Origin of the sequence: Mycobacterium sp. JS623 (assembly GCF_000328565.1) — a bacterium.
Classification (GTDB): Bacteria; Actinomycetota; Actinomycetes; order Mycobacteriales; family Mycobacteriaceae; genus Mycobacterium.
The window spans coordinates 4803566-4816998 of the sequence record NC_019966.1; the positions used below are offsets into that span (position 1 = coordinate 4803566).

The 13433-nt window shown below is 66.6% G+C and carries 14 protein-coding genes; 9 read left to right on the forward strand and 5 right to left on the reverse strand.

What is annotated here, in order from left to right; all coding sequences use genetic code 11:
• Position 1 precedes the first annotated feature (1 nt).
• Complete coding sequence (locus MYCSM_RS23405) at positions 2-427, forward strand: DUF4190 domain-containing protein (protein WP_015308646.1); 426 nt, start codon at positions 2-4, stop codon at positions 425-427.
• 30 nt (positions 428-457) lie between these two features.
• Here MYCSM_RS23405 and MYCSM_RS23410 read toward each other — a convergent pair whose 3' ends face one another.
• The gene (locus MYCSM_RS23410; protein WP_015308647.1) at positions 458-1426 is read right to left on the reverse strand and encodes an HpcH/HpaI aldolase/citrate lyase family protein; all 969 of its coding nucleotides are present in this window, start codon (positions 1424-1426) and stop codon (positions 458-460) included.
• Between the two features lie 26 nt (positions 1427-1452).
• Between MYCSM_RS23410 and MYCSM_RS23415 the strand changes: the two genes are divergently transcribed.
• From MYCSM_RS23415 to MYCSM_RS23430, 4 genes are all read left to right on the forward strand, one after another.
• Complete coding sequence (locus MYCSM_RS23415) at positions 1453-2772, forward strand: magnesium transporter MgtE N-terminal domain-containing protein (RefSeq protein WP_015308648.1); 1320 nt, start codon at positions 1453-1455, stop codon at positions 2770-2772.
• On the forward strand, positions 2772-3323 hold the full coding sequence (locus MYCSM_RS23420) for a DUF1003 domain-containing protein (protein WP_015308649.1): 552 nt from the start codon (positions 2772-2774) through the stop codon (positions 3321-3323). Before MYCSM_RS23415 ends, MYCSM_RS23420 begins: the two co-directional genes overlap by 1 nt.
• 88 nt (positions 3324-3411) lie before the next feature.
• A complete protein-coding gene (locus MYCSM_RS23425) occupies positions 3412-4755 on the forward strand; it encodes a lytic transglycosylase domain-containing protein (protein WP_015308650.1) in 1344 nt (447 codons plus the stop codon).
• 34 nt (positions 4756-4789) lie between these two features.
• Complete coding sequence (locus MYCSM_RS23430; RefSeq protein WP_015308651.1) at positions 4790-5956, forward strand: Mrp/NBP35 family ATP-binding protein; 1167 nt, start codon at positions 4790-4792, stop codon at positions 5954-5956.
• Between the two features lie 66 nt (positions 5957-6022).
• Here MYCSM_RS23430 and tatB read toward each other — a convergent pair whose 3' ends face one another.
• The 4 genes from tatB to sigE form a co-directional block, all read right to left on the reverse strand.
• Positions 6023-6412 carry a Sec-independent protein translocase protein TatB gene (gene tatB / locus MYCSM_RS23435; protein ID WP_015308652.1) on the reverse strand — a complete coding sequence of 130 codons (390 nt, stop codon included), beginning with the start codon at positions 6410-6412 and terminating at the stop codon, positions 6023-6025.
• The gene (gene htrA / locus MYCSM_RS23440) at positions 6412-7902 is read right to left on the reverse strand and encodes a serine protease HtrA (RefSeq protein ID WP_041314775.1); all 1491 of its coding nucleotides are present in this window, start codon (positions 7900-7902) and stop codon (positions 6412-6414) included. Before htrA ends, tatB begins: the two co-directional genes overlap by 1 nt.
• Before the next feature lie 69 nt (positions 7903-7971).
• Entirely contained in the window at positions 7972-8364 is a 393-nt protein-coding gene (rseA, locus tag MYCSM_RS23445; RefSeq protein WP_015308654.1) for an anti-sigma E factor RseA, read from the reverse strand.
• A gap of 91 nt (positions 8365-8455) precedes the next feature.
• A complete protein-coding gene (sigE, locus tag MYCSM_RS23450; RefSeq protein WP_015308655.1) occupies positions 8456-9211 on the reverse strand; it encodes an RNA polymerase sigma factor SigE in 756 nt (251 codons plus the stop codon).
• A gap of 179 nt (positions 9212-9390) precedes the next feature.
• Between sigE and MYCSM_RS23455 the strand changes: the two genes are divergently transcribed.
• The 4 genes from MYCSM_RS23455 to MYCSM_RS23470 all read left to right on the forward strand — a co-directional run bounded on the left by MYCSM_RS23455 (position 9391) and on the right by MYCSM_RS23470 (position 13428).
• Positions 9391-10056 (forward strand): O-methyltransferase, encoded by a 666-nt coding sequence (locus MYCSM_RS23455; protein ID WP_041314778.1) that lies wholly within the window; start codon positions 9391-9393, stop codon positions 10054-10056.
• 132 nt (positions 10057-10188) lie between these two features.
• On the forward strand, positions 10189-10875 hold the full coding sequence (locus MYCSM_RS23460; RefSeq protein WP_041312580.1) for a TetR/AcrR family transcriptional regulator: 687 nt from the start codon (positions 10189-10191) through the stop codon (positions 10873-10875).
• Positions 10847-11779, forward strand: coding sequence for an ABC transporter ATP-binding protein (locus tag MYCSM_RS23465; protein ID WP_015308658.1), 933 nt, complete (start codon positions 10847-10849; stop codon positions 11777-11779). The genes MYCSM_RS23460 and MYCSM_RS23465 overlap by 29 nt, the downstream gene beginning before the upstream one ends.
• Complete coding sequence (locus MYCSM_RS23470) at positions 11776-13428, forward strand: ABC transporter permease (RefSeq protein ID WP_015308659.1); 1653 nt, start codon at positions 11776-11778, stop codon at positions 13426-13428. Before MYCSM_RS23465 ends, MYCSM_RS23470 begins: the two co-directional genes overlap by 4 nt.
• Positions 13429-13433 lie beyond the last annotated feature (5 nt).

Below are 13433 nucleotides of genomic sequence, written 5' to 3' on the forward strand. Positions count from 1 at the left end.
GATGATCGACCGCGACCCCGAGCAGCCGCCGGTCGACTATCCGGCCGACGCCGGGTTGCCGCCGCCGATCTATCCGCCGCCCTATCCCGGCCCGCCGCCCTATCCCGGCCCGCCGCCCTATCCCGCCCCGCTGCCCGGCTACCCGGGCTACGACCCGTACCGGCCCATGAAACCGCCTGGCACGAACGGCAAAGCGATCGCGGCACTCGTCACGTCGCTGGTGGGCCTGGTGTGTTGCGGCCTGCCCTCGATCGGGGGCCTGGTACTCGGCATCGTCGGGATGCGCGAGACGAAACGCACGGGCCAAGACGGCTATGCGATCGCGTTGGTTGGCGCGATCATCGGCGGCCTCGCGGTCGCCGGTTGGGTGGTTTACCTGCTGCTATCGATCAGCATCTACGCCAGCGGCTGGCAGTGGGCGCCGTGAGTTAGTGCGGACGAAGGGATCACACGGGAGTTAAGCCGGCGGCTGGAACCGTTCGGTCGTGCGCTCCATGCCGGCGGCGCGGCCCTTTCCCGCGATCACCAATGCCATCTTGCGGCTGGCCTCGTCGATCATCTCGTCGCCGAGCATCACCGCACCGCGGGCACCGCCTGCGCGCGAGGTGTGCCACTCGTAGGCCTCGAGGATCAACTCGGCGTGGTCATAGTCCTTTTGCCGGGGGCTGAAAACCTCGTTGCCCGCCGCGATTTGATCGGGATGCAACACCCACTTGCCGTCATACCCCAGCGCCGCCGACCGACCCGCGACGCGCCGGAAACCCTCCACGTCACGGACTTTCAGATACGGTCCGTCGATCGCCAGGACACCATGGGTGCGTGCGGCGACCAGAATCCGCATCAGCACATGGTGATGCGCGTCGCCGACGTCGTAACCCTCCGGTTGCTCACCAACCTCGAGGGATCGCATGTTGAGGCTGGCCGCCATATCCGCGGGCCCCAGGATCAGTGCCTGCATTCGAGGCCCGGCCGCGATCGCGTCAATGTTGGTCAGCCCCAGCGCGTTTTCGATCTGCGCTTCAATCCCGATGCGGCCCACCGGGAGTCCGTGCGTGGTCTCGAGCTGGCTCAGCAGTAGGTCGAGTGCGTGGATGTGCGAGACGTCAGTCACCTTGGGCAGCACGACAATGTCGAGAGCTGCGTCCTTTGCCGAAGCGACCGTCGACACCACCTCGATCACGTCGGCGTAGGTCCATGGCGTCGTCCAGTCGTTGACCCGCACTCCGCGCAGTTGACCCGCCCATCCCGGTTCGGCGAGCGCGACCGCAACCTGCGTGCGCGCCTCGGCCTTGGCATCGGGAGCGACAGCGTCCTCCAGGTCGAGGAACACCTCATCGGCCGGCAGACTCTTTGCCTTCTCGATCATCTTGGGGTTGCTGCCAGGAACCGAGAGGCACGTTCGACGGGGCCGATAAGCATTTTCCACAGCCCTACTCTCTACTCTCTACAGACATGGCAGCGGTGAACAGGGTCTATGCGGCCCGGCTAGCGGGGATGGTGGTGCTCGGTCCCGACGGCGAGTCCATCGGCCGTGTCCGCGATGTGGTGATCAGCATCGGTGTCGCACGTCACCAGCCGCGGGTGCTCGGCCTCGTCGTCGAATTGCTAACCCGCCGAAGGATTTTCGTTCCGATTCTGCGGGTTACCGCGATCGAACCGAGCGCCGTCACGCTTGCGACGGGCAATGTGTCGCTGCGCCGGTTCTCTCAACGGCCCAACGAGGTGCTGGTGCTCGGCGAGGTGATCGAGACCCGCGTCCGCGTCGACGATCCCGATCTGCCGGAGCTGGCCGGAATCGACGTCGACGTGGTCGATCTCGGCATTGAGCAGTCCCGAACCAGGGACTGGGTGGTCACCAAGGTGGCCGTGCGGCCGCAACGTCGGCTCGGCCGACGAAGCAACGTGTCGATCGTCGACTGGAATCGCGTGCAGGGCCTGACACCGTCCGGACTGGCAATGCCCGACCAGGGTGTCGGCCAACTGCTCGAACAATTCGAGGGTCAACGACCCATCGAAGTCGCCGAGGCGATTCGCGAACTACCCGAGAAGCGGCGCTTCGAGGTGGTCAGAGCGCTGGATGACGAACGGCTCGCCGACGTGCTGCAGGAACTGCCCGAAGACGAGCAGGCCGAGGTGCTGCAGCACTTGGAGACCGACCGCGCGGCCGATGTGCTCGAGGCGATGGATCCCGACGACGCGGCCGACCTGCTCGGCACGATGACGCCCGCCGACGCCGAACAGTTCCTGCGTCGGATGGATCCCGAGGACTCCGAGGACGTGCGACGGCTGCTGAGCCACTCACCCGACACCGCAGGCGGCCTGATGACGTCGGAACCCGTGGTGCTCGCCCCCGACACCACCGTTGCCGAGGCGCTCGCGCGCGTCCGTGACCCGGACCTCACCCCGGCTGTCGCGTCGCTGGTCTTCGTGACCCGCGCGCCAACAGCCACCCCGACCGGGCATTACCTGGGCTGCGTGCACCTGCAGCGGCTGCTTCGCGAGCCCCCCGCCGAGCTGGTCAGCGGCATCCTCGACAAGGATCTGCCGAGCCTGAGCCCCGAGGACCCGCTCGCGGCGGTGACACGCTATTTCGCTGCCTACAACCTTGTCTGCGGTCCCGTCGTCGACGAGGAGAACCACCTGCTAGGCGCGGTGTCCGTCGACGACGTGCTCGACCACCTGCTGCCCGACGACTGGCGAGAACGCGAAGAACCTGAGCTTTCCGGCGCCCTGCCGGATGTCGCCGGCCAAGCGGCTCCGAGGAAGCTCTGATGAGCGATTTATCGGCGCGCCAGCGGCTGGACACCCCACGCACCTCGCGCCGCCGTTTCTCGCTCAACGTCGACGCCGAGGCGGTCGGCCAATTCAGTGAATCGATCGCGCGGTTCCTGGGCACCGGGCGTTTTCTGCTGTGGCAGTCCATTGTGGTGGTCGTTTGGATCGGGCTGAACCTGTTTGCGGTCAAGCTGCGGTGGGATCCGTACCCATTCATCCTGCTCAACCTGGCGTTCTCGACGCAGGCCGCCTATGCGGCGCCGCTGATCCTGCTGGCGCAGAACCGCCAGGAAAACCGTGACCGGGTGGCACTGGAAGAGGATCGCCGTCGGGCCGAACGGACCAAGGCTGACACCGAGTATCTGGCCCGTGAGCTGGCCGCATTGCGGCTGGCGGTCGGTGAGGTCGCCACCCGCGACTACCTGCGGCGAGAACTCGAGGAATTGCGGGACCTGCTGGTCGAACTGCAGCCCCCTCAGGCCGCGGCAGACGGGGAAGCGCCGACTAAATCCGACGGTGCGGAGCGACGGTCGAAAAGACCGGGCTAGATCGGCTTAAGCCATTGCTACAACGCTTGAATCGAGAATCACCTATGGTGACTTGGTTCACCATTCACCGCACACCAAGGACGGTTGAGTGCACATAGGGGGACGAGCCGCCCTCGAGGCAGCGCAGCGCCGAGCAGGGCGAGCCGTACGCAAGCCTGCCTTCGGCGTTGCCATCATCACCCCGTTCATCCTCGCCGGCGCGGTCGGCTCGTCGGCACCAACACCGGTCCGCGATGCAGCTGTGACGCCGCTGGCGTCGGTTCAGTCGTCAGGCACCCGCACCGGCGCCTCGGTTGTCGCGGTCACCAAGACACCGGCCGCGTTCCACATCGCCGCGGCGGCGACGGTGTCTGCTCCCCCGCCCTCCGCGGTGGTGAATTCGCCTGGGTCGCTTCGTATTCCGGCCGTTGTGTTGTCGGCGTATCGCAATGCCGAACGGATGATGGCCGCTGCATACCCGACGTGCGGCGTGAGTTGGAACCTGCTGGCGGGTATCGGCCGCATCGAATCGCTGCACGCCAACGGCGGCGCCACGGACTCGCAAGGCACAGCGGTGCGGCCGATCTACGGGCCAACGCTGGACGGCACATTGCCGGGCAACGAAGTCATTGTGCAGAGCCGCGCCTCCGACCGAGTGACGTACGCGCGCGCGATGGGCCCGATGCAGTTCCTGCCCGGCACCTGGTCGCGCTACGCCAGTGACGGCGACGGCGACGGCAAGGCCGACGTGCAAAACGTGTACGACGCTTCGCTGGCGGCCGCTCGATATCTTTGCAGCGGCGGGCTGAATTTGCGTGATCCGAGCCAAGTGATGACCGCGATTCTTCGCTACAACAATTCGATCGCCTATGCCCGCAATGTGCTGGGTTGGGCCGCCGCCTACGCGACCGGTGTGGTGCCGGTGGACCTGCCGCCGATCACCGGGCCGGTGCCGCCGCTCGGCGATGCCCATCTGGACAACTACCAGGGTCTTGGCCCCGGTCTGCCGGAGAACGCCCTCGGCCTGCCCGCCAACGACCCGTTGGCATTGATTCCGATGATGGGGCGCGGCGACCTCGCGAATCAACTAGCGCTTGGACCACTGCCGGGACCGCTGCCGGGTCCCGCGCCGCTGATGGTCCCGCAGCAGCCGGAGCCCGAGCAGTCGACGCAGCAGCCGCTGCCGCCATGGATGCAGCAGCAGCAACCTGCTGCCCAGGAACAGCCATCGCGGCCTGCCGGCTGCGCGGTGTTCTGCATCACGCCTACGGCACCGGCTCCGAGCGCGGCGGCGGTGCCGGGCGAAGCGCAAATGCTGATGCCCCAGGCCCCACCGCCGGCTGCGCCTGCGATGGCACCCGAGCAGCCGGCCAGCCAGCCGGCACCCGCAATTGCCGAGCAGCCGGCGGTCCTGCCACCGGGACTGGGGCCTGTGCCGGGACCGGCTGGTTAAAGACGTCCTTCGAGTCGGCCTAGACTCGAAGCCGATGTCTCAAACTCCCACTGGCGCTGTGCCGCCGCCCCGCCCCGAGCTGGAATCGGCGATTCGCGCCGCGCTCGCCAAGGTCATCGACCCCGAGCTGCGGCGCCCGATCACCGAGCTCGGCATGGTCAAGAACGTCACGGTCGAGGCCGACGGCGGCGTGCACGTCGAGGTGTACCTGACCACTGCGGCCTGCCCGAAGAAGACCGAGATCTCAGAACGCGTCAGCCTGGCGGTTGCGGATGTGCCGGGCACCGGCGCCGTCAAGGTCAGCCTCGACGTGATGAACGATGAGCAGCGCACCGAGCTTCGCAAGCAGTTGCGCGGCGACTCCCGTGAGCCGGTCATCCCGTTCGCCCAACCCGGTTCGCTGACTCGCGTGTACGCGGTCGCATCGGGCAAGGGCGGCGTCGGAAAGTCCAGTGTGACAGTCAATCTGGCTGCGGCGATGGCCGCGCGCGGACTGTCCGTCGGCGTGCTCGACGCCGATATCTACGGCCACTCGGTGCCGCGGATGATGGGCACCACCGACCGGCCCACCCAGGTGGAGTCGATGATCCTGCCGCCGGTCGCGCACGATGTCCGGGTCATCTCGATAGCGATGTTCACCCAGGGCAATACCCCTGTGGTGTGGCGCGGCCCGATGCTGCACCGCGCGCTGCAGCAGTTCCTGGCCGACGTGTACTGGGGCGACCTCGACGTGCTGCTGCTGGATCTACCTCCGGGCACCGGCGACATCGCGATCTCGGTCGCGCAGCTGATTCCTGGCGCCGACATTCTGGTGGTGACGACGCCGCAGCTGGCCGCAGCCGAGGTCGCCGAACGCGCCGGAGCGATCGCGTTGCAGACCAAGCAGCGCATCGCCGGTGTCGTCGAGAACATGTCCGGGCTGCTGATGCCCGACGGCACCACGATGCAGATCTTCGGTGAAGGCGGCGGCAAGCAGGTCGCCGAGAGCCTGTCGCGGTCGGTTGGCGCCGACGTGCCGCTGCTCGGCCAGGTGCCGCTGGACCCCGCGCTGGTTTCGGCCGGCGATGACGGTGTGCCGCTGGTGCTGTCCGCCCCGGATTCGGCGGCGGGCAAGGAACTGCGCAAGATCGCCGACGCGTTGTCCTCGCGTAAGCGTGGGCTCGCCGGCATGTCGCTCGGACTGGACCCCGCCGGCCGCTGAGCGCGTCACGCCGAGATCGACGTTTTGGCGTAATCCACTTTCGCGCCCAAACGTGAGTTTGGGCGCCTACGTCGCGTCGGTGTCGAACGGCGTCGACGCAGGCGGCTCTGGCTGTGCGACGGGCTGCGGCGCCGGTGAGGAGACTGGCTTTTGTTCGGGCTTGTCGAACGCGCCCGTCAAGAACGAATCATCGCCGTCGAGAAGGTGTTTCGTCAGCGCGGCCCGCGGCGTCATGCCACGCAACTTGTTGAGCTCGGAGAGCGGCTCGCGCAGATCCTCGAATTCCGGGCCGAGGTCGTCGCGCAATTGGCTGGTGGCGCCGCTGATGTAGTCGCGCGCCTGGCGCAGCGCACCCGATGTCCATCGGATCGCGCCGGGCAGCCGTTCTGGCCCGAGGATCACCAACCCGGCGATCACCAGGACCAGCATCTCCCCCCAGCCCACGTTGGCGAACATTACGTCGTGGGTGTGTCAGCGCCCGGGGTGACCATCAGCGTGACATGACGGCCGTCGCGGACCACCTCGATCGGCGATTCTTGACCAATTGTCAACTGGCGCACCGCAACAACGAATTCGTCGGCATCGGCGACTGTGCGGTTGCCGACCTTGACGACAACGTCGTTCTCCAGGATGCCGCCCTTCTCGGCGGGGCCGCCCGCCTTCACGTTGGCCACCTGCGCACCGGATGCGATGTCGTTGCTCACCGAACGCGCGGTCAGGCCCAGCGTCGGATGCGCGATCTTGCCATCCTTGATCAGGGCGTCGATGGTCTTCTTGACCTCGTTGACCGGGATCGCGAAGCCGAGGCCGCTTGCGCTGTCGGACAGCGACTTACCCGCGGTGTTGATGCCGATCACTTCGGCGTTCATGTTGATCAATGGGCCACCGGAGTTGCCGTGGTTGATCGACGCGTCGGTCTGCACGCCGTCGATGACGGTGTCGGTGTCAGAGCCGTCGCCGGACAGCGGTACCGGGCGGTGCAACGCGCTGATGATCCCATGTGTGACCGTGCTGCGCAGACCCAACGGCGCGCCTGCAGCGATCACCTCGTCGCCGACGACGAGTTTCTCCGAGTCGCCGAGCTTGGCCACCGTGAGGTTGTCGACGTTGTCGACCTTGAGCACCGCAAGGTCCGTCTTCGGGTCGCGGCCAACGAGATTGGCCGGCACTTCCTTGCCGTCGTTGAACACGACCGAGATCTTGTACTGGCTGGGGTGGGCTGCAGCTTCGGAGATGACGTGGTTGTTCGTCACGATGTAGCCGCGGCCGTCGACCACGACACCGGAGCCCTGCGAGCCTTCCGAATCGCTGACGGCCTCGACCGTCACTACCGAATCAGCAATCGCCGCAGCGACTTTCGCAAACTGACCCGTCGGAGGCGCGTCGTTGTTGCCGGTTTCCAGCGTGACCTTCGATGTGGTGAACGCCTCGACGACTTCAGCCGTCTTGCGTCCTACCCAGCCGCCGCCGATGCCGACCACCAACGCCAGGATCGCGAGGACCGTCAGCGCGACATACGAGACCCGGCCGCCGAACAGGACGTCACGTACGCCGAGCTTGCCCATGGCGGCGTGCGACGGGGCCGGGGCGGTCTGCGGCAACGCAGGCGTGCCCAGCGCCGCGGCGGCACCGGGGTTGCGCCATGGATCGTCGGCGTCGATGCCCGCGCCATCGCGTTCTGCCTCGAGCGCGCCGACATCGGCGGGGTGGCGCTGCAACGAGTCGCCACCCGCATACGGCCGTCCGAATGCCTCGGCCAGCACTGGGTCGGGTGTTTTGTCCGTCGGTGTGTACTCGGCTTGGTTGCGGTAGCGGTCGAGACCCACGAACGATCCGTCGACGCCGTCGGGCCGGCCGAACGCGCGCCGAGCCGCCGGATCGACAGGTGGACGCGACACAGGGCGCGGCGCTAGGCGCTCACGCCCGGACTGGTCCAGATTGGTCACCCGTTCATCACCCTCTGCTGGAGCGCCCGCCCAAAATTGGGGTTCGGCGCACGTCATCTTGCATTTACCCTACCGGCGTCTACGCCGATACCGCGGTGTGCCGTCAGCAAACTGAGGCTGATCGGCCGGGTCCGGCGGTACGGGTGGAGCATGCGGGATCTGGGACAACATGCCCAGTAGAGATGTCGGTATCGCGATCGAGCCGGAGTCCCGCAAGGCTGCGCGGGCCTGGCGTTGGGCCTCGACCTCGGCCGCGCACTCCTGGCACAGCGACAGGTGATGAGCGGCGCGCAGGTGCGCGGTCATCCGCAGTTCACCGTCGACGAACGCCGCGACAGCCTCGATCGACAGGTGCTCGGTGGAGCCGAATTGCCGGGGTCCGACGGGCGCGTCGCTCTGCGAGGCGAACTGAGCGGGCAGCCAGGAGAAAGCGCGGCGGAACACGTGTCCCGGGTCGACCATCACCCAGCTCCTCTCGGTTCTCGTTCACGTTCGCCAACGACGGTCCTGACTTGAATGTAGCGCGGCAGCCTGTGGGCTACACCCGCGAACCTCAGGCTGTTTTCGCCGTGTCGTCCGAGTGGCTTGCCAAGTAGTCACGTAGCGCTTGGCGTCCGCGGTGGATCCGGCTGCGCACAGTGCCGAGCTTGACCCCGAGTGTGGCGCCGATTTCCTCGTACGACAGGCCTTCGATGTCGCACAGGACCACGGCGGCGCGGAACTCCGGCGGTAGCGAGTCCAGGGCGGCCTGCAGGTCAGGGCCGAGCCGAGAATCGTGGTAGATCTGCTCCGGATTGGGCTCATCGGCAGGCACCCGGTCATAGTCCTCGGGCAGCGCCTCCATCCGGATTCGGCCGCGCCGACGAACCATGTCCAGGAACAGGTTGGTGGTGATGCGGTGCAGCCAGCCCTCGAAGGTGCCGGGCTGATAGTTCTGCACCGACCGGAAGACGCGGATGAACGTCTCCTGCGTCAGATCCTCGGCGTCGTGCTGATTACCCGAAAGGCGGTAGGCCAGCCGATACACCCGGTCGGCGTGCTGACGCACCAGCTCGTCCCAGGAGGGCATCGTGGTCGCATCACCGGTGGCGTCGAACACCGCGGTGCCGGTCAACTCGTCAGACGGCTCGACCCAATTCCCGTCGGTGTACTGCTCGAGATGTGCCATAGACACGGGAGCGGCGGGGGCGATTGAATTGGTCGTCGGATCCTCCTGGTCACAGCCGCCATTCATCGACGGCTCGATGTCGACGGCAACGCGCTTGTCCACGTGCTTATTCCCATAACGCCAGCGTCCGCCGTGTTCCATGCGAAATACGTTCTCCGACCGGGGTGTGGTTGGCATATGAGCAAACTGAACTTTTCCTGAGAACATTCGGTTCCCGTTTTCTCACCAGCTGAAACGGGTTTGCGCAGGCTGTGATTCTGGCGATCGGGCGCGGGCGTGTCGCGGCTGCGGGCCACATCGGTTCGCTCTACGCTGCGGGCATGGCCGGCATTGACGACGTCATCGGGGGCGTCCCACAGAGCCGGCCCGACTCGATCGTCAGCCACGCCGAGGGCTCGATTTCTGAGGACGCGATCGTGGCCGCTGCCCGTGAGCGGGCCGTGGACATCGGCGCCGGCGCGGTCACCCCGGCCGTCGGTGCGCTGCTCTGCGTGCTGGCGAAGCTGACCGGCGCCAAGGCAGTGGTCGAAGTCGGCACGGGTGCGGGCGTCAGCGGGCTGTGGTTGCTCTCAGGCATGCGTGACGACGGCGTGCTCACCACGATCGACGTCGAACCCGAGCATCAGCGGCTGGCCAAGCAGGCGTTCACCGAGGCCGGCGTTGGGCCGGGACGGACGCGGTTGATCGTCGGCCGGGCGCAGGAGGTACTCACCCGGCTGGCCGACGAGTCCTACGACCTGGTCTTCATCGACGGCGATCCGATCGACCAGCCGCAATTCGTCGAAGAAGGCGTGCGACTGCTGCGGCCCGGCGGCGCGATCGTCGTGCATCGGGCGGCACTTGGCGGGCGCGCCGGAGACGCGAACGCCAAGGATGCCGAGGTCAGCGCCGTGCGTGAGGCGGCGCGGGTGATCGCCGAGGATGAGCGGCTGACGCCGGTGCTCGTCCCGCTGGGTGACGGCCTGCTCGCCGCCGCCCGCGACTGACTCGTTCTGCTGCGGTTTCGGCGTGATCAGTCGCGCTGACCGCGACTCGTCACGGCCGAATCGCGATCTTTACGGATTTCTGACGGGGAAGGTGCTTGACCGCGCACTGAACACATGTTTAGCGTACTAAACATGCGTTCAGCGTCAGACGATCGCACGGCCGTCGCGCGGATCCGCGACGCCGCGATCGAGCAGTGGGGCGAGCACGGATTCAACGTCGGGCTTCGCAGCATCGCCGAGTCCGCGGGGGTGTCCGCCGCGCTGGTGATCCATCACTTCGGTTCCAAAGACGGCCTGCGCAAGGCCTGCGACCACTACATCGCCGAGGAGATCCGCACCGGCAAATCGGCATCGATGCAGACCAGCGATCCGGCCGACTGGTTCAGGCAGATGGCCGAGATGGAGTCGTACGCGCCGATGATGGCCTACCTGGTGCGCAGCATGCAGTCAGGCAGTGAGCTGGCAAAGATGCTGTGGCAGAGGATGATTGACAACGCGGAAGGGTATCTCGAAGAGGGTGTGCAAAACGGCCTGCTCAAGCCCAGCCGTGATCCGCGTGCTCGCGCCAAGTTTCTCGGCCTGACCGGCGGCGGCGGATTCTTCCTCTACATCCAAATGCACCCCACGCCAACCGATCTGCGCGCCGTCCTCCGCGATTACGGCGAGGAGATGGTGCTGCCTGCCCTCGAGCTCTACACCGAGGGCCTGATGACCGACTCAACCATGTACGACGCATTCCTCGAGGCACGTGAAAAAGGCATTCCGTTCACATCCGATGAAGGAGAGCACAATGACGGCGGCATCTCTGCAACGAGGTGACACCACACGGTCGCACCTCGCTGTCGAAATCCGAGGTCTGTCCAAGTCTTTCGGCCGCACCAAGGCGCTCGACGGTTTGGACCTGACCGTCGCGCCGGGTGACATCACCGGCTTCCTCGGCCCGAACGGCGCGGGCAAGTCCACCACCATCCGGGTGCTGCTCGGCCTGTTGCGCGCCGACGGCGGCACCGTGCGACTGCTCGGCGGCGACCCCTGGCGCGACGCGGTCGGCCTGCATCGGCGAATCGCCTACGTGCCCGGCGATGTCACGTTGTGGCCCAACCTGACCGGTCTTCAGGCCATCGACTTCCTCGCTCGCCTGCGCGGCAACGGCGTGGATACCCGGCGCCGCGATCAGCTGATCGAGCGGTTCGAACTCGACCCGCACAAGAAGGCACGCACCTATTCGAAGGGCAACCGACAAAAGGTTGCGATCGTCGCCGCGTTCTCCACCAACGCCGAGCTCTACATCCTCGACGAGCCCACCTCTGGCCTGGATCCATTGATGGAGAAGGCGTTTCAGACCTGCGTCGAGGAGGTCGCACAGGATGGTGCCGCAGTGCTGCTGTCCAGCCACATCCTGGCCGAGGTGGAGAAGCTGTGCCACAACGTCACGATCATCCGCGCCGGCCGCTCGGTGAAATCCGGCACCCTCGAGGAACTGCGCCACCTGATGCGTACCACCATCGCCGTGCACACCCGGGGGGATGCCAGTGCGCTGCAACAGCTTCCGTACGTGCATGACTTCAGTGGGCAGAATTCCGACGTCCGCTTCTCGGTGGATCGCAACGAGCTGGACTTCGTCATGGAGCACCTCACCGATCTCGGTATCGCGGAACTGACCGTGACACCGGCGTCGCTGGAGGACTTGTTCCTGCGCGAGTATCAGGGGACGAACCGATGACAACGGGAGCCGCCCGGCCGACGACATCGGGCAACACCCTCGTCACACCCCATGGGGGTCGGCACGAAGCCGCCCCGTCGGGATCGCCGTTCACCGGGGTCCCGAGTCTGCTGTGGCTTGCCTTGCGACGCGACCGGATCCGGCTGTCGGTATGGGTCACGATGCTGACGCTGATGATGGTGTACGCCCCGAACGCGGTGAAGCTGGCCTATCCCGAGGAGCCCCAGCGGCTCGCGCGGGTGAACCTGCTCAAAACGCCCGCAGGAATGATGCTGGGCGGACCGATGTTTGGCGGTAACGAGACCGACCTCGGCGTGATGATGGCCAACGAGCTGATGCTGACGCTGATCATCGCGGCGTCGATCCTTGCGATCACCACCGTCATCCGGCATACCCGTGCCGAGGAGGAAAACGGCATCGCGGAACTGGTTTCGTCGTCGGTCGTCGGCCGATATGCCCGCACGTATGCCGCGCTGATACTCGTCGGTGGCGTGAACGCCGTCCTCGCCGTCACCATGACGTTGGCGATGGCCTCGACGGGCTTCGCGTTCGTCGACACCGCCGCGATGTCGCTGGGCATCACTGGCGTCGCCATGGTTTTCGGGGCGGTGGCCGCGGTCACGGCGCAACTGTGGCGCCAGGCGCGGACTGCGACCGGAGCGGCGATGGCTGCTCTTGCGCTGGCCGCGTTGGTGCGCGGCATCGGTGACGTCATCGACAACTCCGGGTCTGCGCTGAGCTGGTTCTCCCCCATCGCGTGGGCTCAGCAGATGCGCGCGTTCGTCGACCTGCGCTGGTGGCCGTTCGCGATGCTCGTCGGGTTGACGATCGCGCTGATGGCGCTGGCCGCCTGGCTGGAAAGCAGCAGGCAATACGACGCCGGAGTGATCCCATCGACCGGTGAGAAGCCGAACGCGCGCCCGATCAGCGGCGTGTTCGTCTTGCACCTCACGCTGCAACGCGGCCAAACCATTGGCTGGACCATCGGATTGTTCTTGGGCGGCTTGGCCTTTGGTTCGATGACCAAGTCGTTGTTGGACGCGGCGAAGGAAAATCCGCTGCTGGCACGGGTGCTGACCGCGCAGGGCACCGACGGCGTGTACACGACGATGACGCAGTTCCTTGCCGCCGCCGCCACCGCATATGTCGTCAGCGCCGTGCTGCGGGTGTACAACGATGAGCAATCGGGCCTTGGCGAGGCGGTGTTGGCCGGCGCGGTGTCGCGGTGGCGCTGGCTGCTGAGCGCAGTGGCGGCTGCGCTCGCCGGATCCGTCGTGTTGATGTTCTTCGCGGGGCTCGGCAACGGGCTCGGCGCGGGCCTGACGCTCGGCGAGCCCGCAACCATCGCGAGACTGACGTTGGCCGGTCTGGCGTACGTGCCCGCCATGGCGGTGATCGCAGGCATCGCGGCCCTGGCCGTCGCCGTCCGTCACACCTGGATCGGTTGGCTTGCAGTCACATTCGTCGTCATGTCGCTCTATCTCGGCGCGCTGCTGAGGCTGCCACGTTGGCTGATCGATCTGTCGCCGGTCGGCAGGACCACGGCGCCGACGGACTATCCGGTCGTCGCGCTGACCGTAATGGTCGTTGCCGCGGCGGCGCTGACATTCCTCGCTGGCTGGCTCTATCGCATTCGCGATGCAATCTAGGAGAA